Origin of the sequence: Streptomyces regalis (assembly GCF_001509475.1) — a bacterium.
GTDB lineage: Bacteria > Actinomycetota > Actinomycetes > Streptomycetales > Streptomycetaceae > Streptomyces > Streptomyces regalis.
Genome location: NZ_LLZG01000142.1, coordinates 22,379 through 44,851, shown reverse-complemented (window position 1 = coordinate 44,851; position 22,473 = coordinate 22,379). Strand labels below are relative to the sequence as shown.

Annotated in this window: 19 protein-coding genes; 14 read left to right on the top strand and 5 right to left on the bottom strand. The window is 70.3% G+C overall.

All coding sequences use genetic code 11. The features are described from left to right. Positions 1 to 165: 165 nt before the first annotated feature. The 4 genes from ADL12_RS19395 to ADL12_RS19380 all read left to right on the top strand — a co-directional run bounded on the left by ADL12_RS19395 (position 166) and on the right by ADL12_RS19380 (position 4,981). Positions 166 to 1,512, top strand: coding sequence for a DUF6716 putative glycosyltransferase (locus ADL12_RS19395; protein ID WP_079052129.1), 1,347 nt, complete (start codon positions 166 to 168; stop codon positions 1,510 to 1,512). A 32-nt stretch (positions 1,513 to 1,544) separates the two neighbouring features. Further along, the gene (locus ADL12_RS19390; RefSeq protein WP_062703927.1) at positions 1,545 to 2,804 is read left to right on the top strand and encodes an N-acylneuraminate cytidylyltransferase; all 1,260 of its coding nucleotides are present in this window, start codon (positions 1,545 to 1,547) and stop codon (positions 2,802 to 2,804) included. Positions 2,805 to 2,817: 13 nt separating this feature from the next. Next, positions 2,818 to 3,756 (top strand): N-acetylneuraminate synthase family protein, encoded by a 939-nt coding sequence (locus ADL12_RS19385; protein ID WP_062703926.1) that lies wholly within the window; start codon positions 2,818 to 2,820, stop codon positions 3,754 to 3,756. A gap of 154 nt (positions 3,757 to 3,910) precedes the next feature. Beyond that, positions 3,911 to 4,981 (top strand): hypothetical protein, encoded by a 1,071-nt coding sequence (locus tag ADL12_RS19380; protein ID WP_062703925.1) that lies wholly within the window; start codon positions 3,911 to 3,913, stop codon positions 4,979 to 4,981. A gap of 13 nt (positions 4,982 to 4,994) precedes the next feature. Here the strand turns inward: ADL12_RS19380 and ADL12_RS19375 are convergent, their stop codons facing one another. Next, the gene (locus ADL12_RS19375) at positions 4,995 to 5,669 is read right to left on the bottom strand and encodes a class I SAM-dependent DNA methyltransferase (RefSeq protein WP_062703924.1); all 675 of its coding nucleotides are present in this window, start codon (positions 5,667 to 5,669) and stop codon (positions 4,995 to 4,997) included. Positions 5,670 to 5,911: 242 nt separating this feature from the next. Here ADL12_RS19375 and ADL12_RS19370 point away from each other — a divergent pair, with 242 nt between their 5' ends. From ADL12_RS19370 to ADL12_RS19335, 8 genes are all read left to right on the top strand, one after another. Next, entirely contained in the window at positions 5,912 to 7,138 is a 1,227-nt protein-coding gene (locus ADL12_RS19370; RefSeq protein WP_062703923.1) for a M20 family metallopeptidase, read from the top strand. Positions 7,139 to 7,563: 425 nt separating this feature from the next. Further along, positions 7,564 to 8,619 (top strand): BMP family lipoprotein, encoded by a 1,056-nt coding sequence (locus ADL12_RS19365; RefSeq protein WP_062703922.1) that lies wholly within the window; start codon positions 7,564 to 7,566, stop codon positions 8,617 to 8,619. Between the two features lie 326 nt (positions 8,620 to 8,945). After that, positions 8,946 to 9,998, top strand: a complete 1,053-nt coding sequence (locus ADL12_RS19360) for a BMP family lipoprotein (RefSeq protein ID WP_062703921.1) — start codon at positions 8,946 to 8,948, stop codon at positions 9,996 to 9,998. Positions 9,999 to 10,207: 209 nt separating this feature from the next. After that, the gene (locus tag ADL12_RS19355) at positions 10,208 to 11,794 is read left to right on the top strand and encodes an ABC transporter ATP-binding protein (RefSeq protein ID WP_062703920.1); all 1,587 of its coding nucleotides are present in this window, start codon (positions 10,208 to 10,210) and stop codon (positions 11,792 to 11,794) included. Further along, complete coding sequence (locus ADL12_RS19350) at positions 11,794 to 12,918, top strand: ABC transporter permease (RefSeq protein ID WP_062703919.1); 1,125 nt, start codon at positions 11,794 to 11,796, stop codon at positions 12,916 to 12,918. The genes ADL12_RS19355 and ADL12_RS19350 overlap by 1 nt, the downstream gene beginning before the upstream one ends. After that, positions 12,915 to 14,192: an ABC transporter permease gene (locus ADL12_RS19345; RefSeq protein WP_062703918.1), complete on the top strand. Its 1,278-nt coding sequence runs from the start codon at positions 12,915 to 12,917 to the stop codon at positions 14,190 to 14,192. Before ADL12_RS19350 ends, ADL12_RS19345 begins: the two co-directional genes overlap by 4 nt. After that, positions 14,189 to 14,596 (top strand): cytidine deaminase, encoded by a 408-nt coding sequence (locus tag ADL12_RS19340; RefSeq protein WP_062703917.1) that lies wholly within the window; start codon positions 14,189 to 14,191, stop codon positions 14,594 to 14,596. The genes ADL12_RS19345 and ADL12_RS19340 overlap by 4 nt, the downstream gene beginning before the upstream one ends. Before the next feature lie 85 nt (positions 14,597 to 14,681). Beyond that, positions 14,682 to 15,965 carry a thymidine phosphorylase gene (locus ADL12_RS19335; protein WP_062703916.1) on the top strand — a complete coding sequence of 428 codons (1,284 nt, stop codon included), beginning with the start codon at positions 14,682 to 14,684 and terminating at the stop codon, positions 15,963 to 15,965. Positions 15,966 to 16,350: 385 nt separating this feature from the next. Here the strand turns inward: ADL12_RS19335 and ADL12_RS19330 are convergent, their stop codons facing one another. Then, positions 16,351 to 17,271 (bottom strand): AEC family transporter, encoded by a 921-nt coding sequence (locus ADL12_RS19330; protein WP_062703915.1) that lies wholly within the window; start codon positions 17,269 to 17,271, stop codon positions 16,351 to 16,353. Positions 17,272 to 17,441: 170 nt separating this feature from the next. Here ADL12_RS19330 and ADL12_RS50550 point away from each other — a divergent pair, with 170 nt between their 5' ends. Next, positions 17,442 to 17,828, top strand: coding sequence for an STAS domain-containing protein (locus tag ADL12_RS50550; protein WP_159053205.1), 387 nt, complete (start codon positions 17,442 to 17,444; stop codon positions 17,826 to 17,828). Here the strand turns inward: ADL12_RS50550 and ADL12_RS19325 are convergent. The 3 genes from ADL12_RS19325 to ADL12_RS19315 form a co-directional block, all read right to left on the bottom strand. Further along, complete coding sequence (locus tag ADL12_RS19325) at positions 17,712 to 18,731, bottom strand: sigma-70 family RNA polymerase sigma factor (protein ID WP_062703914.1); 1,020 nt, start codon at positions 18,729 to 18,731, stop codon at positions 17,712 to 17,714. The two genes, ADL12_RS50550 and ADL12_RS19325, sit on opposite strands and share 117 nt — an antisense overlap. 122 nt (positions 18,732 to 18,853) lie before the next feature. Then, positions 18,854 to 20,065 carry a DNA polymerase III subunit beta gene (dnaN, locus tag ADL12_RS19320; RefSeq protein WP_062703913.1) on the bottom strand — a complete coding sequence of 404 codons (1,212 nt, stop codon included), beginning with the start codon at positions 20,063 to 20,065 and terminating at the stop codon, positions 18,854 to 18,856. A gap of 100 nt (positions 20,066 to 20,165) precedes the next feature. Beyond that, positions 20,166 to 21,440: an MFS transporter gene (locus tag ADL12_RS19315; RefSeq protein ID WP_062703912.1), complete on the bottom strand. Its 1,275-nt coding sequence runs from the start codon at positions 21,438 to 21,440 to the stop codon at positions 20,166 to 20,168. 63 nt (positions 21,441 to 21,503) lie between these two features. Here ADL12_RS19315 and ADL12_RS19310 point away from each other — a divergent pair, with 63 nt between their 5' ends. Further along, a complete protein-coding gene (locus ADL12_RS19310) occupies positions 21,504 to 22,454 on the top strand; it encodes a LysR family transcriptional regulator (protein WP_062703911.1) in 951 nt (316 codons plus the stop codon). Positions 22,455 to 22,473: the final 19 nt, after the last annotated feature.

Sequence of the window (22,473 nt, the reverse complement as noted above, 5' to 3'; positions counted from 1 at the left end):
ACTTTCCGGTGCGGGTACGGGGGGTGAACTCCATGTGTCGGAACGGTGCATCCCTTGTACTTCCAGGGAATCGGCGGGCCAGTTCGGCTCTCGGTGGGGTGTTGTTAACTTTTCGTTGATTCGCGGTTGGGCAGGAACTAGAAATTGCTTCCTAGCGTCGTCGTCGTGCCAGCAAGTACAACGAAGCCCTCGCGAATTGCCGTCCTTGCGGACTCCGACACCCGCTGGAAATGGGGTGCGCTGACCGCGGAACGCATCGCGCCGGGCCCGACCATGGAAGCCGGACCGCGCGGCGAGGCGCAAGTGAGCCCCGCCCTGGACGGATTCCTGCTGCGCGGCCGTGCCACACCCACGGCCCGTCAGCTGGCAGAGGTCGGTGTGCGCGCCGACTCCCTGAAGGAGGTCACGGCCGTCGAGTTCCTGCGCTCCATGGCGCGGGAGGACTACGACATCGTCGTCCTCGCTCTCGTCGGCGGTGGCGTCCAGGCGATGCTGCACGGCCTCAAGCGGGTCTGGGAAGGCAAGTCACGGCGACCCGTCGTCGTCACCGGCTATGTCGGCGTCGTCTACGAGAAGCTCGCCGACGGCCTGCTGCTGCGGCACGGCGCGGACCTCGTCCTCGCCAACTCCCGCCAGGACGCCGAGCGTTTCCGCGCGGTGTACGACGGGGTCGGCGCCGACTCCTCGGCGGTGACCGAGGTGGCGCTGCCGTTCCTCGGCGGCGAGCCCTACGCCGGCGAGCACGACCCGTACACGGTCGTCTTCGCCGCCCAGCCCTCCGTGCCGGACAGCCGCAAGGACCGTACGTACCTGCTGGACCGCCTGATCCAGCACGCCCGCAAGCACCCCGAACGCGAGGTGCTGCTCAAGCTGCGCTCCAAGCCGGGTGAACACACCACGCACATCGAGGAGTTGCCGTACCAGAAGCTGGTCCAGCGGCTCGATCCGCCGGCCAACTTCCGTCTGGTGTACGGGAACATGGGCGAGGTCCTCGACCGCACCGACCTGCTGGTCACGATCAGCTCCACGGCCGCCCTGGAGTCGCTGCACCGCCGTATCCCCACCGTCGTCCTCACCGACCTCGGCGTGCGCGAGGTGCTCGGCAACCACCACTTCGTCGGCTCCGGCTGCCTCGCCTCCTGGGACCAGCTGGACGACGGACACCGGCCGGCGCCCGACGAGGAGTGGGTGTCCCGGCAGGGCGTCTGCGCCGACGGCTCGTACGCCACCGCCTTCGACGCGGCCCGCGAGCGCATCGCCAAGCTGCTTCAGCGGCCCGGCGGCCTGCCCGCCCTCACGCCGTACTACACGCCGGCCACCGCGCCCGGCTATCTGCCCGGCATCCTCGCCCGCCACCACCTCGGCCCCGACGGCAGCCCGCTGCCCGGCGCCCCCGCCCACGACAAGGAGCCCGGCCCGGTCCGCCAGATAGTGCGCCGGGCGGCGCGCGGCGCCTACCGCCACGGCGTGCAGCGCGTGGCACCGGTCATCCGGCGGATGGGCGAGCTGTGAGCCGCCAGACCCCACGTCAAGGAGCAGAACCCATGTCCAAGTCGGAAGCAGCTCAAGGCACTTCGGTGCCACGGGTGCTCGCCGTGATTCCCGCGCGCGGCGGCTCCAAGGGCGTGCCCGCGAAGAACCTCATGCCCGTCGGCGGCGTGCCGCTGGTGGCGCGTGCGGTGCGCGAGTGCCGGGCCTCGAGACTCGTCACGGACGTCGTCGTCTCCACCGACGACCAGGGCATCGCGGCCGCCGCCCGCCAGGCCGGCGCCGAGGTGGTGCTGCGCCCCGCCGCCATCGCCGGCGACACCGCCACCTCCGAGGCGGCCGTGCTGCACGCCATGGACGCGCACGAGGCGCTGCACGGCTCGCCGGTGGACGTGGTCCTGCTCGTGCAGTGCACCAGCCCCTTCATCGTCCGCGAGGACATCGACGGCGTGGTCAAGGCGATCGTCGCCAACGGCGCCGACACCTCCCTGACCGTCGCGCCCTTTCACGGCTTCGTGTGGCGGCACGGCGACGACGAACCGGCCGCCGCGGAGACCGAGCGCGCCGCTGCCGGCGGCGGCTACGGCGTCAACCACGACAAGTCCTTCCGCCCGCGCCGCCAGGACCGCCCCCAGGACTTCCTGGAGACCGGCGCCGCCTACGCGATGGACGCCGCGGGCTTCCGCGAGCACAAGCACCGCTTCTTCGGCCGCACCGAGCTCGTGCGCACCGACCCCGCCCGGGTCCTGGAGATCGACGATCCCCACGACCTGGCCCGCGCCCGCGTGCTGGCGCCGCTGTTCGACGCGGACCGGCCCGGCGCCCTCCCGACCACGGACGACATCGACGCGGTCGTACTGGACTTCGACGGCACCCAGACCGACGACCGGGTGCTGATCGATGCCGATGGAAAGGAGTTCGTCTCCGTGCACCGCGGAGACGGACTCGGCATCGCCGCCCTGCGCAAGAGCGGGCTGAAGATGCTGATCCTGTCCACGGAGCAGAACCCGGTCGTCGCCGCCCGCGCACGGAAGCTGCAGATTCCCGTGCTGCACGGCATCGACCGGAAAGACCTCGCGCTGAAGCAGTGGTGCGAGGAGCAGGGCATCGCGCCTGAGCGCGTGCTCTACGTCGGCAACGACGTCAACGACCTCCCGTGCTTCGCCCTCGTCGGCTGGCCCGTGGCGGTCGCGAGCGCCCACGACGTCGTGCGCGGCGCCGCACGCGCGGTCACCGCCACCCCCGGTGGCGACGGCGCGATCCGAGAGATCGCCAGCTGGATCCTCGGCCCCTCTCTCGATTCCCTCACCAAGTAAGGACATCTCTGCCATGAGCACCAACTCCCGCCTCCGCTCCTTCGGCTCGCGCGAAGTCGGCCCGGGCAAGCCCGTCTACATCTGCGGCGAGATCGGCATCAACCACAACGGTGAGCTGGAGAACGCCTTCAAGCTCATCGACGCGGCCGCCGAGGCCGGCTGTGACGCCGTGAAGTTCCAGAAGCGCACCCCGGAGATCTGCACCCCGCGCGACCAGTGGGACATCGAGCGCGACACCCCCTGGGGCCGGATGACCTACATCGACTACCGCCACCGCGTGGAGTTCGGTGAGGACGAGTACCGCCAGATCGACGAGTACTGCAAGACCAAGAACATCGACTGGTTCGCCTCCCCGTGGGACACCGAGGCCGTCGCCTTCCTGGAGAAGTTCGACGTCCCCGCCCACAAGGTCGCCTCCGCGTCCCTCACCGACGACGAGCTGCTGCGCGCCCTGCGTGGCACCGGCCGCGCGGTCATCCTCTCCACCGGCATGTCGACGCCGAAGCAGATCCGCCACGCGGTCGAGGTCCTCGGCTCCGACAACATCGTCATGTGCCACGCCACCTCGACGTACCCGGCGAAGGCCGAGGAGCTCAACCTCCGCGCGATCAACACCCTGGAGAAGGAGTTCCCGAACGTCCCGATCGGCTACTCCGGCCACGAGACGGGCCTGCAGACCACGCTGGCCGCGGTCGCCCTCGGCGCCGTCTTCGTCGAGCGCCACATCACCCTCGACCGCGCGATGTGGGGCTCCGACCAGGCCGCCTCCGTCGAGCCGCAGGGCCTCACCCGCCTCGTCCGCGACATCCGCACCATCGAGGCCTCCCTCGGCGACGGCGTCAAGAAGGTCTACGACTCCGAGCTCGGCCCGATGAAGAAGCTGCGCCGCGTCGCCGGTGTGGTCGCCGAGGCGGAGATCGCCGCCGCGGCCGGCGAGCCGGTCCAGGTCTGAGCCGCAAGGCACCGAGTCCGAGTGCGCCGATCCCGAGTGCCCCGAGTGGGAGCGCTCGGGCTCGGCGCCCTTCGGGCTCGTGGCAGCACTAGCCGGAACACGAGCTGAAGACGAGCGCCGCATGAGCGCCTTACGACGGGACGGTCGTACGCCGATGAGCCACCGCGCCGGGAACACCGGCCCCCACACTCTCGCCTTCGTCGAGAGCCCGGTACAGCTCCTGAACGTGCTGGAGTGGGCGCACGCCCGCGAGCATGCCGTCGGCGCGGGACTCACCCTCGTCGTCCTGTCCCCGAACGACCCCATGACCCGCGGCCAGCTGCGCCGGATGGCCGAGCTGGCGCGGGACGACGGGCACCAGGTCCGCTGGGAGGAGGCGCGGGGCGGCGCGGCCGCTCCGTTCCAGACCATCGGCGGCCTCGCGGGCCTGCTCCGCCGGGCCGACCGCGTCGTCCTGGGCGACCCGTTCTCCCGCTACGTCCAGCTCCTGCTGACGATCACCAAGGCCCGCGACATCGTCGTCGTCGACGACGGCACGGCGACCATGGAGTTCGTCGCCCAGCTCGCCCGCGGCGAGCGCCTGGTGCGCTGGCACCGCAAGGGCGGCCGCCCCGGTCCCCGCGACCTGGTCTTCGCGCCGGTGTCGTCCGCGGCCCGCAAGCGTCTGACGCCGAGCGAGCGCCGGACGGTCGAGATCTTCTCGTCCATGCCGATGGAGGAGACACCGGACGGCGTGACGGTCACCGCCAACACCTTCGCCTGGACCCGCGACCGCTTCGGCCCGCCCCGCATCACCAAGGGCGCGGACATGGTGGGCACGTCGCTGGTCGAGACCGGCGTCGTGGACGGCGACCGCTACCTGGAGGCCGTCCGCTCCCTGGCCAAGACGCACGGCGCCACCCGCTACTTCGCCCACCGCCGCGAGAGCGCGGAGAAGCTGCACCGGCTGGCGGTGGAGACGGGCCTGGAGATCGTCCGCCCGGACCTCCCCCTGGAGCTGATCGCCCGCCGCGGCCCCATCGGCCGCACGATCCTGAGCTTCCCGTCGACGGTCGTGCACACCCTGCCGCTGGCCCTGACCGGCACGGACGTGCGGGTCGCGGTGTGCGACATCGACCCGGCGTGGCTCACGGAGAACGCCTCGCCGCGGGCGCAGGGGTTTTTGTCGGGGGTCACGGGGACGGCGCGGGACGTGCACCGGTTGTCGGCGGTGAGCGCGGTCTAGGTGAGCGCGGTCGTCAGCGCGGCCCGGCAGGGGGCTTCTCGGCGAGGAGGAAGGCGCGTGGGCGTTTCTCCTCGCCGTGCGGTTCCCGCACGATCCGGGCGTACAGCCGCAGGCCCGCCCCGGTGAGGTGGGCGATGACGGTGTCCGGGGTCCGCCAGTAGTAGTCGAGCGCGATCTCCTGGCCGAAGCGCTCGCTCATGTGCAGGTGGTCCTCGGAGTCGCCGGACTGGAACGCCAGCAGCACGGGGGCACCGGGCACGAGCACCCGGTGGAACTCGGCGAACGTCGTGAGCAGGTGATCGTCCGGGATGTGGATGATCGAGTACAGTGCGATGATCCCGCCCAGCGTCTCGTCCGGCAGGTCAAGCGAGGTCATCGAGCCGACGTGGAACCGGAGTTCGGGGTATGCGCGGCGGGCCAGGCCCACCATGCGGGGCGAGAGGTCGACGCCGAAAACCGGCAGGCCCAGGGTGTGCAGGTGGGCGGTGACGGAGCCGGGTCCGCTGCCGAGGTCGGCGACGGGGGCCGGGGCATGCTCGCGGGCCAGCTCGGCGAAGGCGGTGACCAGGGAGCGGTCCAGGGGCGCGCTGTCGGCCGGCCAGTCGGAGAAGCGGTCCGCGTAGGCGGCGGCGATGGCGTTGTACGAGGCTCGGGTGGCCTGCAGGAAGTCGGCGGTCACGGGCCGCACCCTAGTGCGGTGGGGGGACGGGCGTCCGGAGCTTCACCGGGGATACGCGATCCCGACAGGTGAACACAACCGACAGTTCTGTTCACAGCGTGGTATGCGTAGAGAAAAGAATTACCTACCCATCTCCACTCACACCCATGCGTCGAGCGGCCAGATTTTCTCCCTCCAACGGGTTGAACTTTTGTTGATCGAGGGCGAGTTGGCCACCCGGGCGTCCTACCCTTTAGAGGGTGAACCAACTGATGTCCCCAGAGTCCGAGGTCGAGGTCGATCACACCGGGGAAGCCGCGCTTCCCGGCACCCTGCCGGAGGCGCTCCGTGCGGAACTCGTCGAGTTCCGGCGGGACTTGCACATGCACCCGGAGCTCGGCAACCAGGAGTTCCGTACGACCGCCGCGATCAAGGCCCGTCTGGAGAAGGCCGGCCTCCAGCCCCGCGTGCTCGCCATCGGAACCGGGCTCATCTGTGACATCGGGGAGTGGGACGGCGAGCAGCCCATGCTCGCCCTGCGCGCCGACATCGACGCGCTGCCCATCCCGGACACGAAGAGTGAGTGCCCCTACCGCTCGACCGTCCCCGACCGGGCGCACGCCTGCGGCCATGACGTGCACACCGCCGTGGTGCTCGGCGCGGGGCTGGTGCTGGCCGAACTGCACAAGCGCGGGCAGCTGCCCCGCCCCGTCCGGCTGATCTTCCAGCCCGCCGAGGAAGTGCTCCCCGGAGGCGCCGCCGACGTCATCGAGTGCGGGGTGCTCGAAGGGGTTGGCCGGATCCTCGCCGTGCACTGCGACCCCAAGGTGGACGCCGGGAAGATCGGACTGCGGCAGGGTGCCATCACGTCCGCCTGCGACCGGCTCGAAATCGCCCTCGACGGGCCGGGTGGGCACACTGCTCGCCCCCACCTCACGACCGACCTCGTCACCGCCGCCGCCCGGGTCGTCACCGACGTACCCGCTCTCGTCGCCCGCCGCACCGACGCCCGCAGCGGCCTCGCCGTGACCTGGGGCCGCATCGAGTCCGGCCACGCGCCCAACGTCATCCCGCAGCACGCCGAGCTCTCCGGGACCGTGCGCTGCCTGGACCTCGACGCGTGGCGGCAGGCGCCGGACCTCGTCGTCGCCGCCATCGACGAGGTCGCCAATCTCCACCGCGCCAAGTCGGAGATCAACTACGTCCGAGGCGTCCCGCCCGTCGTCAACGACCCGGCCGCCACCGAGCTGCTGCGTGCCGCCATGACCGCCCGGCTCGGCGCCGACTCCGTCGAGGGCACCGAGCAGAGCCTCGGGGGTGAGGACTTCTCCTGGTACCTGGAGCACGTCCCCGGCGCGATGGCCCGCCTGGGCGTACGCACGCCCGGTGACCGGATCGGCCGTGACCTGCACCAGGGCGACTTCGACGTCGACGAGTCGGCCATCACGGTGGGCGTGGAACTCTTCACGGCGGCGGCGCTGCTCGACGGCGCGGTTTAGCCGGATCGCCGTGGGGGGCGGGCGGTGCTGCGGCGGCTGCGGGCTCATTGCGGCTGGTCGCGCCCACGCGGCGGAGCCGCATGTCGGTACAGTCCCGCGCCCCTTGGGGGCTTGCCGCACACGGCGTTGAACCCGAACCTCCACTCCGCTTGCGGTCCCCACGAAGCGGAGGGAGCCTGGGCGCATGGCGGGTGGTCCTGGGCGCCATCACGGTGAAGGCATCCCTGGTGCACGGAGTGTGCGGTGCGCGACGGGTGAAGTCGCCCCATGCGTGGCTTTCGATCCGGTGGTTCACAAGGACGTAACCGGCCATCGGCACGAATGGATAACGGCACGACGAAACCCCGTTCCCAGGAGTGTCTACGCGCGTTAATGTGCGCCGAACTCAGCACCCACTGCGGGGCTTGGAGAATGGGGACTTCACGATGCGTCGGACATCCAAACTGACCCGTGTCGCGGTGGGGGTCGCGTCGATCGCGCTCGCTGCCACGGCGTGCGGTGGTACCAGCAGCGACAGCGGCGGCGACAGCGACAGCGGTGGCGACACCAAGGGTCTCGCCATCGCGTACGACATCGGCGGCAAGGGCGACCAGTCCTTCAACGACGCCGCGTACGCCGGTCTGGAGAAGGCCCAGAAGGAGTTCGGCTACAAGACCGCCGACATCGAGCCCACCGAGGGCGAGACCAATGCCGACAAGGAGCAGCGTCTGGCCTCGCTGGCCAGGCAGGGCTACAACCCGGTGATCGGTATCGGCTTCGTCTACGGCCCCCCGATGGAGGCTGTGGCCAAGAAGTACCCGAAGACCACCTTCGGCATCGTCGACTCCGTGGTCGAGGCCGAGAACGTCGCCTCCCTCGTCTTCGCCGAGGAGCAGGCCTCGTACCTGGCCGGCGTCGCTGCCGCCAAGGCCACCAAGACCAACACGGTCGGCTTCGTGGGTGGCGTGGACATCCCGCTGATCCACAAGTTCGAGGCCGGTTACAAGCAGGGCGTCCAGGACACCAGCGGTGGCAAGGTCAAGGTCATCTCGCAGTACCTGACGCAGACCGCCGAGGAAGGTGGATTCGCCAGCCCCGACAAGGGCAAGGCCGCCGCCGAGGGCCAGATCGAGAAGAAGGCCGACGTCGTCTACCAGGCGGCCGGTCTCTCCGGTCAGGGCGTCATCGAGGCCGCCGCGAAGGCCAAGGTCTGGGCGATCGGCGTCGACTCCGACCAGTACAAGCAGGCGGCGCTCGCCAACTACAAGCAGTACATCCTTACCTCTGCCCTGAAGGACGTCGGCGGTGCGGTCTACGCGCTGGCCAAGTCCGTCCAGGACGACAAGCCGCTGACCGGCACCCAGACCTTCGACCTGAAGGTCAACGGCGTCGGCCTGGCCGAGTCCAACCCGGAGTTCGCGAAGATCGCGGGTCTCTCCGAGGCCGTGGCGAAGGCCAAGGCGGGCATCATCGACGGCTCCATCAAGGTCAAGACCGAGTAGTACCGCGGTAGTCACCGTCGTACACCGGTGAAGCGGGCGGGCATCTCAGGGTGCCCGCCCGCTTCGTTGTGTACGGACCTCGTTGTGTACGGACCTCGTTGTGTACGGACCTCGTTGTGCACGGACCGCCGCGTCACCCACCGCCACTCTCTGTTTGCTGTCGGCAAGCCCTTGGTCAAGGCCTGACGTGGTGTTGGCCACGGGCGGATAACAAGGTGGACAGAAGGGGTTTTCAGGCAGGTCTACGCGCGTTAATCTGCGGCGAAAGCCAGCGCCGTAGCTGTGAAAGCTGACCGTCCGGCGCTTGTACTAAGGAGCACCCACACATGCGCCGGATTTCCCGGATCACGGTCGCAGGCGCAGCGACCGCCTCTCTGGCCCTCGCGCTCTCCGCCTGTGGCGGCACCTCGACCTCGGCCTCGTCGTCGTCGGACTCGAAGGGTGCCAAGGGCCTCGCCATCGCGTACGACGTCGGCGGCAAGGGCGACCAGTCCTTCAACGACGCCGCGTACGCGGGCCTCGAGCAGGCGAAGAAGGAGTTCCAGTACGACACCGCCGACCTCGAGCCCACCGAGGGTGAGACGGACGCCGACAAGGAGCAGCGACTGGTGTCGCTGGCCAAGCAGGGCTACAACCCGGTCGTCGGTGTCGGCTACGCGTACGCCACCGCCGTGAAGGCCGCCGCGGAGAAGTTCCCCGACACCACCTTCGGCATCGTCGACGACTCCACGGTCGAGGCGAAGAACGTGGCCGACCTGGTCTTCTCCGAGGAGGAGGCCTCGTACCTGGCCGGCGTCGCCGCCGCCAAGACCACCAAGACGAACACGGTCGGCTTCGTGGGCGGCGTGGACATCCCGCTGATCCACAAGTTCCAGGCCGGCTTCGCGCAGGGCGTCAAGGACACCAACCCGAAGGTCAAGGTCCTCTCCCAGTACCTGACGCAGACCGCGCAGGAAGGCGGCTTCTCCAGCCCGGACAAGGGCAAGTCGGCCGCCGAGGGCCAGATCGAGAAGAAGGCCGACGTCGTCTACGCGGCCGCCGGTCTCTCCGGCCAGGGTGTCATCGAGGCCGCCGCCGCCAACAAGGTGTGGGCCATCGGCGTCGACTCCGACCAGTACAAGCAGGAAGCTCTCGCCAAGTACAAGGACTCCATCCTGACCTCGGCGATGAAGGACGTCGCCAAGGCGGTGTACAACCTGGCGAAGTCGGTCGAGGACGGTAAGCCCGCGACCGGTATCGTTCGTGGCGATCTGAAGACCGGCCAGGTGGGCCTGTCGAACTCCAACCCGAAGTTCGCGGACGACACCAAGGTCCAGGAAGCTATCAAGACGGCCAAGGAGAAGATCATGAGCGGCGAGATCAAGGTCAAGTCCAGCTGACTGACAGCTACACCCTGAGCAGCGGTAACCCCGGGGTTACGTCCGCTCAACGGGGTACGGGGAGGATCTCCCCGTACCCCGTTGTCGCGGTGCGTCGGCCCCCTTTCAGGCCATAGGGGCGCTACGCGCGTAGACGACCCCCGTCCCCAGGAGAGTGCGCCATCAACGCGTCCAGCAGCCCTCCGGCCGGCGCGGCGGTCAACGGTCAGGTGACCGCCGTCGAACTCGCCGGGATCACTAAGCGTTTCCCGGGCGTCGTGGCCAACCACGACATCCACCTCAGCGTCCGCAAGGGCACCGTCCACGCCCTCGTCGGTGAGAACGGCGCCGGCAAGTCGACGCTGATGAAGATCCTCTATGGCATGCAGAAGCCGGACGAGGGCACCATCGCCGTCGACGGCGAGCAGGTCAGCTTCTCGTCGCCGGCCGACGCCATCGCCCGCGGCATCGGCATGGTGCACCAGCACTTCATGCTCGCCGACAACCTCACCGTCCTCGAGAACGTCGTGCTGGGCAGCGAGAAGCTGTACGGCATCGGTGCCAAGGCCCGCCGGAAGATCAAGGAGCTCTCCGAGCGCTACGGCCTCGGCGTGGAGCCCGACCGGCTGGTCGAGGAGCTCGGCGTCGCCGCCCGCCAGCGCGTGGAGATCCTCAAGGTCCTCTACCGCGGCGCCACCACGCTGATCCTCGACGAGCCGACGGCCGTCCTGGTGCCGCAGGAGGTGGACGCGCTCTTCGAGAACCTCCGCGAGCTGAAGGCCGAGGGCCTGTCGGTCATCTTCATCTCCCACAAGCTGGGCGAGGTCCTCTCCGTCGCCGACGAGATCACCGTCATCCGCCGCGGTACGACGGTCGGTACGGCCGTCCCCTCCGAGACCACCCCGCGCCAGCTCGCCGAGATGATGGTGGGCAGCGAGCTGCCGACGCCGGAGACGGCGGAGTCGACGGTCACCGACCGTCCCGTCATCACAGTGGACAAGCTGCGCCTGGAGACGGTCGGCGGCAAGGCCCTGCTGGACGACATCTCCTTCACCATCCACGCGGGCGAGATCCTGGGCATCGCCGGCGTCGAGGGCAACGGCCAGACCGAGCTGGTCGACGCGCTCATCGGCCTCAAGCACGCGGACTCCGGCACGATCACGCTGATCGACGAGGAGATCACCGGCTGGGCCACCCGCAAGCGCCGCGAGCAGGGCATCGGCTACATCCCCGAGGACCGCCACCGCCACGGCCTGCTCCTGGAGGCCCCCCTCTGGGAGAACCGCATCCTCGGTCACGTCACCGAGAAGCCCAACGCCAAGGGCGTATGGCTGGACCCGAAGGCCGCGCAGGCGGACACGCGCCGCATCGTCGAGGCGTACGACGTCCGCACCCCCGGCATCGACGTCACCGCCGCCTCCCTGTCCGGCGGCAACCAGCAGAAGCTGATCGTCGGCCGCGAGATGAGCCACAAGCCGCGCTTCCTGATCGCCGCGCACCCCACCCGTGGTGTGGACGTCGGCGCGCAGGCCGCCATCTGGGACCACATCCGCGAGGCCCGCCGTGAGGGCCTGGCGGTGCTGCTGATCTCCGCCGACCTGGACGAGCTGATCGGCCTGTCCGACACCCTCCGCGTGATCTACAACGGCAAGCTGGTCGCGGACGCCGACCCGGCCACCATCACGCCGGAGGAGCTCGGTTCGGCGATGACCGGTGCCGCGACCGGTCACCTGGAACACGAAGAGACCCCCGAGACCCCGGCAGACACCCCCGAGATCCGCAAGTCTCCCGAGGCTCCGGAAGACGAGGCCCGCTGATGAAGAAGTTCGACAAGGAGCGCGTGCTCCTCGCGGTGGCCGGACCGGTCATCGCGCTCGCCGTGGCCTTCGTGCTCAGCGCGATCGTGCTGCTCGCCTCGGGCAAGAGCCCGGTCGAGCCGTACACCCTGATGTTCGAGCAGGCCTCGTTCTCCGACATCCAGGTCCTGATCATCAACCAGGCCTCGATGTACTACATCGCGGCCCTCGCGGTGGCCATCGGCTTCCGGATGAACCTGTTCAACATCGGTGTCGACGGCCAGTACCAGCTCGCCGCCATGATGGCCGCGATCGTCGGCGCCCACGCGAACCTGCCGGCCGCCCTCCAGGTCCCGCTGCTGCTCCTCACCGCGGTCTGCACCGGCGCCTTCTGGTCCGGCATCGCCGGTGTCCTCAAGGTCACCCGCGGCGTCAGCGAGGTCGTCGCGACGATCATGCTGAACGCGATCGCCACGTCGGTCATCGCCTACCTGTGGCTGCCGAGCGTCTTCGGCGTCAAGGTCGGCAACAACAACACCACCGGTGAGATGCACGAGTCCGGCTGGGTCCCCGGCATCGACATGGGCGACGCCGGCGAGATCTACGGCCTGGTCTTCCTCGCCGTGCTGCTCGGCATCGGCTACTGGGTCGTCCTCAACCGCACCCGCTTCGGCTTCGACCTGCGCGCCTCCGGCGCCTCGGAGTCGGCCGCGGCGGCCAGCGGCGTCGACCCCAAGCGCATGGTGCTCACCGCCATGCTGATCTCCGGCGGCATCGCGGGCCTCGCCGGCCTGCCGATCCTGCTCGGCGACACCCACACCTACAGCCTGAACTTCCCCACCGGCATCGGCTTCCTCGGCATCGGCATCGCCCTGCTCGGCCGCAACAGCCCCGTCGGCATCGCGTTCGCCGCCCTGCTGTGGGCCTGGCTCGACAAGGCATCGCCCGAGCTGGACTTCCACGACTACGACAAGGAGATCGCGGTCATCATGCAGGGCCTGATCGTGCTCTCGGTCGTCGTCTCCTACGAGGCCGTACGCGAGTGGGGCCTGCGTCGCCAGCAGCGCCGGGTCGGCGCGGAACTGGCCGCCGGTCACGTGCTCGGCGCCGACAACAACACCACGAAGGAGGTGGCAGGCCGATGACCACCCCGCAGACTTCAGCGGTCGATGTCAACCAGCCCACGCTGCAGCCCGCGGCTCCGACGGGCCGCCGCCTGTCGTGGCCCGTCCTGCTGCTGGTCATCGCCGGAGCCCTGGCGCTGACCTCGATCGTCCGCATCATCACCGGCGCCGACGGCATCACCAACGTCAGCCAGATGTCCACCGCGCTCCAGCTCGCCGTGCCGATCGGCCTCGCCGGTCTCGGCGGTCTGTGGGCCGAGCGGGCGGGTGTCGTCAACATCGGCCTAGAGGGCATGATGATCCTCGGCACCTGGTTCGGCGCCTGGGCAGGCTTCCAGTGGGGCCCGTGGACCGGTGTCCTCGTCGGCATCCTCGGCGGCGCGATCGGCGGCCTGCTGCACGCCTTCGTCACCGTCACCTTCAACGTCAACCACATCGTCTCCGGTGTGGCCATCAACATCCTCGCCCTCGGCGCCACCCGCTACCTCGCGCCCCTCGCCTTCGAGGGCCACGCGGGCGGCTCCGCCAAGCAGTCCCCGGCGGTCGGCTCCCTCGGCAATTTCACCGTGCCGGGTCTGTCCGACGGGCTGCGGGACCTCAACAACCAGGGCTGGTTCTTCATCTCGGACGTCGCGGGTCTGCTCGGCGGCCTCGTCACCAACGTGTCCTGGCTGACCGTGATCGCCGTGGCGCTGATCCCCGGCACCTGGTGGATCCTGTGGCGCACGGCCTTCGGTCTGCGCCTGCGCTCCTGCGGTGAGAACCCGGTCGCGGCCGAGTCCCTCGGCGTCAACGTCTACAAGTACAAGTACATCGCCGTGGTCATCTCCGGCGGTCTGGCCGGCCTCGGCGGCGTCTTCCTCTCCATCGTCGCCAACCCCTTCTACCTGGAGGGCCAGGTCAGCGGCCGCGGCTACATCGGTCTCGCCGCGATGATCTTCGGCAACTGGATGCCGGGCGGCCTCGCCCTCGGGGCCGGCCTGTTCGGCTACACCGACAGCCTCAACCTGCGCGGCGGCTCCACGAACGTCCACGCTCTGCTGCTGCTCGGCGCGCTTTTGCTGATCATCGGCGCCATCTGGCTGGTCATCACGAAGAGGTACGCCCCCTCGATGATCACCGCGGTCGTCGGCGCCCTGGTGTTCGCCTGGTACGCGAGCACCGACGAGGTCCCGAACCAGGTCGTCTCCGCCACGCCGTACGTCATCACGCTCATCGTCCTCACGCTGTCCGCGCAACGCCTGCGCATGCCGAAGGCGGACGGCCTGCCCTACCGGAAGGGCCAGGGCAAGTGACCTCGGCCGCCTCCCACGACGTCGACTGGGACAAGCTGCGTGCGGCGGCCCGGGACGCCATGTCCCGCGCCTACGCGCCGTACTCCGGTTACCCGGTCGGCGTCGCGGCCCTGGTCGACGACGGCCGCACGGTGACCGGCTGCAACGTCGAGAACGCGTCGTACGGTCTCGGCCTGTGCGCCGAGTGCGGACTGGTCTCGGAGCTGCAGAACACCGGGGGCGGCCGCCTGACGCACTTCACCTGCGTGGACGGCAACGGTGACCCCCTGGTCCCGTGCGGCCGTTGCCGGCAGCTGCTGTACGAGTTCGGCGGCCCGGATCTGCTGCTGGAGACCCCGGCGGGAATCCTGCCGCTGTCGCAGATGCTGCCCCAGGCCTTCGGGCCGGACCACCTCACCAAGTAACTCCCGTGCGGCCCTTCTGAGTTGATCGAGCGAGCCACTCAGAGGGGCCGTGCCGTTCTCTGAATGTTCGGCCGGAAGGAAAGCCATGGCCATGGACGCAATCTCTGTCATCCGCACCAAGCGGGACCGCGGCGAGCTCAGCGACGAGCAGATCGACTGGGTCATCGACGCATACACCCGCGGCGAGGTCGCCGACTACCAGATGGCCGCCCTCAACATGGCGATCCTCCTCAACGGCATGAACCGCCGGGAGATCGCCCGCTGGACGGCCGCGATGATCGCCTCCGGCGAGCGCATGGACTTCTCGTCCCTGTCCCGCCCGACCGCCGACAAGCACTCCACGGGTGGCGTCGGTGACAAGATCACCCTCCCGCTCGCCCCCCTGGTGGCGGCCTGCGGTGCCGCCGTCCCCCAGCTCTCGGGCCGGGGCCTCGGCCACACGGGCGGCACGCTGGACAAGCTGGAGTCGATTCCCGGCTGGCGCGCCCTCCTCTCGAACGAGGAGATGCTGCACGTCCTGGACACGACGGGCGCGGTGATCTGCGCGGCCGGCGACGGCCTGGCCCCCGCCGACAAGAAGCTGTACGCACTGCGCGACGTCACCGGCACGGTCGAGGCGATCCCCCTGATCGCCTCGTCGATCATGTCGAAGAAGATCGCGGAGGGCACGGGCTCCCTGGTCCTGGACGTGAAGGTCGGCACGGGCGCCTTCATGAAGACGATCGAGGACGCGCGCGAGCTGGCGTCCACGATGGTGGGCCTGGGCACGGACCACGGCGTGAAGACGGTCGCCCTGCTGACCGACATGTCCACCCCGCTGGGCCTGACGGCGGGCAACGCCCTCGAAGTCCGCGAGTCGGTCGAGGTCCTGGCGGGCGGCGGACCTGCTGACGTGGTCGAGCTGACGATCGCCCTGGCCCGCGAAATGCTGGATGCCGCCGGGGTGAAGGACGCCGCCCCGGCCAAGGCCCTGGCCGACGGCTCGGCGATGGACGTCTGGCGCCGCATGATCGCGGCCCAGGGCGGGGACCCGGACGCGGAGCTGCCGGTCGCGCGCGAGCAGCACGTGATCAAGGCCCCGACCTCCGGTGTCCTGACCCGCCTCGACGCCTACGACATCGGCATCGCCGCCTGGCGCCTGGGCGCCGGGCGCGCCCGCAAGGAGGACCCGGTGCAGGCGGGCGCGGGCGTGGAGATGCACGCCAAGCCGGGCGACACGGTGACCGAGGGCCAGCCCCTGCTGACCCTGCACACGGACACGCCGGAACGCTTCGAGTACGCGCTCCAGGCGGTGGAGGGTTCGTACGACATCGCCGCGCCGGGAACGGACTTCACGGCTTCGCCGGTGGTGCTGGAGCGTATTGCCTGACCTGGGGTTTCCTCTTTGGGGTGAACGGGATCGGTGGATCGGCGCCGGTCCCGTTCGGCGTGTTGGCTGTCACCCAAGGTGGAGATCATCGAGGGGCTGATCGCTGTCACGCCCTACTCCGCATGTGCTCACCACCGCATCGCCGAGCACATGCAGCGGCGCCTCTACGACGTGATGCCGGAGGACTGGGGCATCTACCAGAGGCCGGCGACAGCCGTGCCGTCACGGCTCGAGGTCTACATCCCCGACCTCCAAGCTGTACGGCGAACCGAAGGACGGCGTCTATCGCGTCCTGCGCGCGGGCGAGTTCGGTGATCCAGTGATCTTGCCCGCGCCCTTCCACATCACGCTCGACACCGGTGAGTTCCGCGGGGGCTGACACCCCTCAGCCCAGCAGCGCCGCCACCACCACCAGCACCGGCACCGACAACACCGTCGACACCAGAATCGAGTCCCGCGCCAACCGCTCGCCCACCCCGTAACTCGACGCGTACGTGAACAGGTTCTGCGCGGCAGGCAGCGCCGACGTCACCACCACGTCCAGCAGCGGAGCGCCCCGCAGCCCGAACACCCCCGCCGCCAGCGCCCAGGCCGCCGCGGGCTGCCCCACCGACTTCAGGGCGACCGAGAGCAGCACCGGATGCCGGTCAGGGCCCCGGCCGGGCATCGTGCTGCCGCACAGGGAGATGCCGAAGGCCAGCAGGACCGCCGGGACCGACATGCCGCCGATCAGGGTCAGCGGGTCCAGGACGGGCGCCGGGACCTTCAACCCCGCAGCCGAGACCGCCACCCCCGCCAGCGAGCCCACGGCGATCGGGTTGCGCAACGGCGTCAGCAGCCGCCGCCACAGCGGCCCCTTCTCGCCCTCGCCGGAGAGGTCGAGGACCGTCAGCGCGATGGGTGTGACGCCGATGAGCTGGAACAGCAGCACCGGCGCCACCAGCGAGGCGTCGCCCAGGACGTACACCGCGATGGGGATGCCGAGATTGCCGGAGTTGACGTAGCTGGAGCACAGCGCGCCGATCGTCGTACGGCCCACGCCCCAGCGCCGTACGACCCCGACCGCGACGAAGACTCCGGCCGCCGCGGCCGTGCTCAGAGCCGTGACCAGCAGGCGGCTGGAGAAGATCACCGAGAGGTCGGTCTGCGCCAGCGTGGTGAACAGCAGGGCCGGGGACGCCACATGGAAGGCCAGCTTGGTCAGCACCTCGCGGCCATTGCTGCCGAGGTAACCGCGCCGGCCGATCACATAGCCCACCCCGATGACGACCGCGATCACCGCGAACCCGGTCAACACCCCCTGCACAGGACCTCCTTGTCGGGGAGGGAGCCGCAGGGTATTCGGGGATGCGCTGATGCGTGGGGCATACAGCCAACCATCCGGGGAAGGAGGGGAGCGGGTCAACGTGATCTCGGTCGGCGGACACCCGCGCACGGGCCGTGAGCAGCGGGAATCGGCGACCGGCACCTGGCCCGATGAGTTACACCCGCCCGCCCGGTCTACCGATCGTGGACGCGACGACACCCGCTGTACTCGTGCTGGCCGGCCCCGTCACCCGGGAAGAGGTGCCGGGGCTGTGCGACGACGTGCGGGCGCTGCTGGAGGCTTCCGGGGCCGGAGTCCTGGTGTGCGACGTCGGTGGGCTCGGGCCGCCGGGACTCGGCGCCGTCGACCTGCTGGCACGGCTGCAGCTCGCCGCCCGGCGGGCCGGGGGCCGTATACGGCTGCGCGACCCCGACCCCGCCCTACACGCCCTCCTCGACCTGGTCGGCCTCCGCTTCGAGACGGAGGGGAAGCCCGAACAGCGGGAACCAGCGCTGAGTGTCGAGGAAGCAGTGGAACCCGGTGATCCGGCCCTCTGATATCTCCAGGACCTGGACCGCCCAGGGGCTGAAGCCGCCCTTGTCCGGGTCCGGCTTGTACTGGGCGAAGCCCGGCAGGCCGTTGACCTGGACCGGGACCAGACGCGAGCCCGCGCAGGGGGCGCCGAGGGTCGTCATGAAGCCGGTGATGTCCTCGACGCCGGTCAGCCACAGGTCGAACGGCGGCATCGTCATGATGGCGTCCTCGTGCAGCAGGGCCGTCAGCGCCGTCATGTCATAGCCCTCGAAGGCCGCGACATACCGCTCCAGGAGCTTTTGCTGCTCGTCGTCCAGCGGGTCGGAGGCGGCGGCGTCGCTGCCCGGCTGCTGCTGCTCGGCGAGGGTCGCGCGGGCCCGCTGCAGCGCGCTGTTCACCGACGCGACCGTCGTGCCGAGCAGCTCGGCGACCTCGCTCGCCTTCCAGGCCAGCACCTCGCGCAGGATCAGCACCGCCCGCTGCTTGGGCGGCAGTTGCTGCAGGGCGGCCATGAAGGCGAGCCGCACCGTCTCCTTGGCGACGGCCGCCTCCGCCGGATCCTCGACCGTCGGCAGCACCCGGCTGTCCGGCATCGGCTCCAGCCAGGTGTGGTCCGGACGGGGCGAGAGCGCCGCCTGGGCCAGCGGCGTCGACTCCGTCAGGTCCATGGGCCTGGCCCGCTTGTTGCCGGCGGTCAGCATGTCCAGGCACACGTTCGTCGCGATGCGGTACAGCCACGACCGGAGGCTGGAGCGCCCCTCGAACTTCTCGTAGCTCCGCCAGGCGCGGACCATCGTGTCCTGCACCGCGTCCTCGGCCTCGAAGGACGAGCCGAGCATGCGGTAGCAGTACCCGGTCAGTTCGACGCGGTGTTTCTCCAGCCTGACGTCGAGGTCCGTTGTCGTAGTCGCCGTGCCGTCGCTCATCGTCCACCCACCCCTGTGGCCCTGTCTCGAAGAGCGCCTCATCGCGCCCCACACTTCGGAAGCTACCGCAGGCCACTGACAATGGCCCCCGCAGCGCACAAACGCGCAGGTCAGAGCATTTATCAGACCAGTTGCTTCACGGACATGAGCAGATGCCGATGAGAAGCGGACCCTGCCTCGGCACCCCCGTCCCCGCTTCCGTCCCCGCTTCCGACCTCGCTTCCGTCCTCGCTTCCGTCCTTGCTTCCGTCCTCACCCGCCACCGCGCTGAGCAGCGTCCGCTGCCCCGCCCCCAGCAGCTCCATCCGCAGCCGGGGCGCCTCGAAGGAGTTCAGCGCGTCCAGCAGATACGCCGGATTGAAGGCCACGGTCACCTCCTGCGCGCCGCTCAGCACGGCCGGCAGCCGCTGCGTCGCCACGTCGTCCCCGAACCCGGCCCGCAGCAGCACGCAGCCGTCGCCCGAGAAGTCCATCCGCACCGGACTGCTTGCCTCGGCCACCACGGCAACCCGCCGGACCGCCTCCGTCAGCGCCCCGCACTCCACCTCGGCGACCGCCGCCCCCGCCATGTCGAACAGCGACCCGTACTTCGGCAGCCGCCCGTCCAAAAGCCGTACGACGGACCGCATACCTCCGCCCTCGAACCCGGCCAGCCCCCCACCTGCCGCGCGATCCAGCCCCACCCGAACGACCCCGCAGCGCGCCAGCGACCGCGCGGCATCGAGCAGCCGCCGTGCAGGGACCAGGGCGTCCACGGCACCGTCGGAGGCCGTCGCGTCACTCTCCGGCTTCCACCCCACCCGCCGTACGGCGTACCGATACCGGTCCGACGCCGACAGCGTCATCGAGTCGCCGTCCAGGCGCAGCTGTACGCCGGTCAGCACCGGCAGCGTCTCGTCCCGGCCGGCCGCCACGGCGACCTGGCCGACGGCCGTCGCGAATGCGGCGGCGTCCACACTGCCGTACGCCGACGGCTGGGACGGCAGGGCCGGGTACTCCTCGCGCGGCAGCGTCGACATCCCGAACTCGGTGCCGTCCGCCTCCACCGTGAACCGCGTCCCCGACAGGGCGCAGCTCACCGGCCCGTCCGGCAGTACCCGGCAGATGTCCAGCAGCCGTCGGCCGGGCACGAGCACCTGCCCGGCCGACGCCGTCTCCGCGTCCACGTCGATGCGCGCGGCGGCCTCGAAGTCGAAGCCGGAGACGGTGAGCCGCCCCGCGCCCGCCGCCAGCAGCAGGCCGCCCAGCACCGGCACCGGAGTGCGCGAGGGCAGCGCTCGCGCCGCCCACCCCACGGCCTCGGCGAAGGCGGTGCGTTCGATCCGGAACTCCATCAGAAATCCCCCTGGTCAAGGCCGGCCGTCAGTGATCGCGGAGGCTATCCGCGGCCACTGACAACCGGCCCCCACCAGGGGGAACGTGGTCCGCTCAGGCTCAGGCCGCCGTCGTCAGCTGCTGCCGCTGCAGTCGCGCCGCCCGCGTCCCGAACACCGTGATCGTCACGACGCCGAGCACCGCCAGCAGGCCGACCCCGACCGTCCCGGCCCAGCCGCCCGCGTGGAAGGCCACCGCGCCGACCGTGCTGCCCGCGCTGGAGCCGATGTAGTAGGCGGACTGGTACAGCGCCGAGGCCTGGGCGCGGCCCTGCGTGGCCGTCTTGCTGACCGCCGAGGACGCCACCGCGTGCCCCGCGAAGAAGCCGCCGGTGATCAGGACCAGACCCAGCAGGACCAGGGGGAGCGAGCCCGCCAGAGACAGCAGCAGACCCGCCGTCGTCGTCGCGCCCGCCGCGTACAGGGCGCCTCGGCGGCCCAGGCGGCCCACCAGCCGTCCCGCCGTCGACGCCGACACCGTACCGACCAGGTACACCAGGAAGATCGAGCCGATGATGCCCTGGGGGAGGCCGAACGGCGCCTCCGTCAGGCGGTAGCCGATCACCGTGTACACGCCGCCGAAGACCGTCATGAACAGGGCGCCGATCGCGTACAGGCGGCACAGCAGCGGGTTGGCGAGGTGGTCACGGACCGTGCGGGCGAGCACCCGCGGACGCAGTGAGCCCGGCTTGAAGTGGCGGGGGGCCGGGAGCAGCAGCCGGAAGGCCACCGCGCACGCCACCGCGACCGCGCCGATGACGCCGACCGCGACCCGCCAGCCCCACTCCTGCGCGACCCAGCCGGTGATCACCCGGCCGCTCATCCCGCCGACGCTGTTGCCCGCGACGAACAGCCCGATCGCCGTGACCAGTGCCTTCGGGCGGACCTCCTCGGCCAGATACGCCGTCGCGGACGCAGGCAGACCCGCCAGCGCCGCGCCCTGGACCGCTCGCAGCACGACCAGGGCGGTCAGGTTCGGCGCGAAGGGGACCAGCAGCCCCACCGTCACCGCGACTGCCAGCGACGCCGTCATGACCGTACGGCGTCCGAACCGCTCCGACAGCGCGCTCATCGGCAGCACGAACAGGGCCAGACCGCCCGTCGCCGCCGCCACCGTCCAGCTTGCCTCGCTCGCCGCCACCCCGAACTCACCGGAGATCAGCGGCAGAAGGGCCTGCGTGGAGTAGAGAAGCGCGAAGGTCGCGACACCGGCGAGGAAGAGGGCGAAGCTCATCCGGCGGTAGCCGGGGCCGCCCGGGGCCATACGGGAGTCGACGACGGGGACAACGGGTGCGGCGCCCACGGTGGTGGACGCCCCGGTACTGGCGGGAGACATGCTTCGAAGCTACGTACGATCCCGCTGATCCGTCCAATGCATGGATCGGCCATAATCGTTCCCATGGAGCATCAGCGGAGGTCACAGGCTCGTCTGTCACCATCCAGTGACACAGAAGACATGGTGATGTTGCTGGCGCCCCGCCTCGCGTACTTCGCCGGCGTCGCCCGCACCGAGCACGTCACCCGGGCCGCGCAGGAGATGCAGGTCCCGCAGTCCACGCTCTCCCGTGCCATGGTCCGTCTCGAGCAGGACCTGGGCGTCGACCTGTTCGCCCGCCACGGCCGTACGGTCTCGCTGACCCCCGCCGGCCGCACCTTCCTCGCCTCCGTCGAACGCGCCCTCGCCGAGATCGAGCGCGCCGCCGACGAGGTCCGCGCCGACGCCGACCCGGCCACCGGCAAGGTCGCCTTCGGCTTCCTGCACACCATGGGCGCGGAAACGGTCCCGGGCCTCCTGCACACCTTCCGTGCCGACCACCCCCGGGTCCGCTTCAGCCTCGTCCAGAACTACGGCGAGGCGATGATCGAGCGCCTGCGGTCCGGCGAGCTCGACCTGTGCCTGACCTCCCCGGTACCGGACGCCCCCGACCTGGTGGCCCGCCGCCTGGACGAACAGAAACTCCGCCTGGTCGTCCCGGCCGACCACCGCCTGGCCTCGCGCAAGCGCATCCGCCTGGCAGAGGCGGCCGACGAAACCTTCGTGACCCTGGAGCCCGGCTACGGCCTTCGCCGCATCACCGACGACCTGTGCCAGGAGGCGGGCTTCAAGCCGCGCATCGCCTTCGAGGGCGAGGAGGCGGAGACGCTGCGGGGGCTGGTGGCGGCGGGTCTGGGAGTCGCCCTGCTGCCGCCACCGGCGGTGCCCCGCCCAGGTGTAGCAGAACTGACGGTCACGGCTCCGCGCGCGGCCCGCGAAATCGGCGTGGCATGGCTGGCGGACCGCCCGGACACGCCGCCGGTGGCCGCCTTCAAGAAGTTCCTGCTTTCAAGAAGGGGAAACCTGTTGCCCTGAGGGCGCGGGGCTGTGTCGA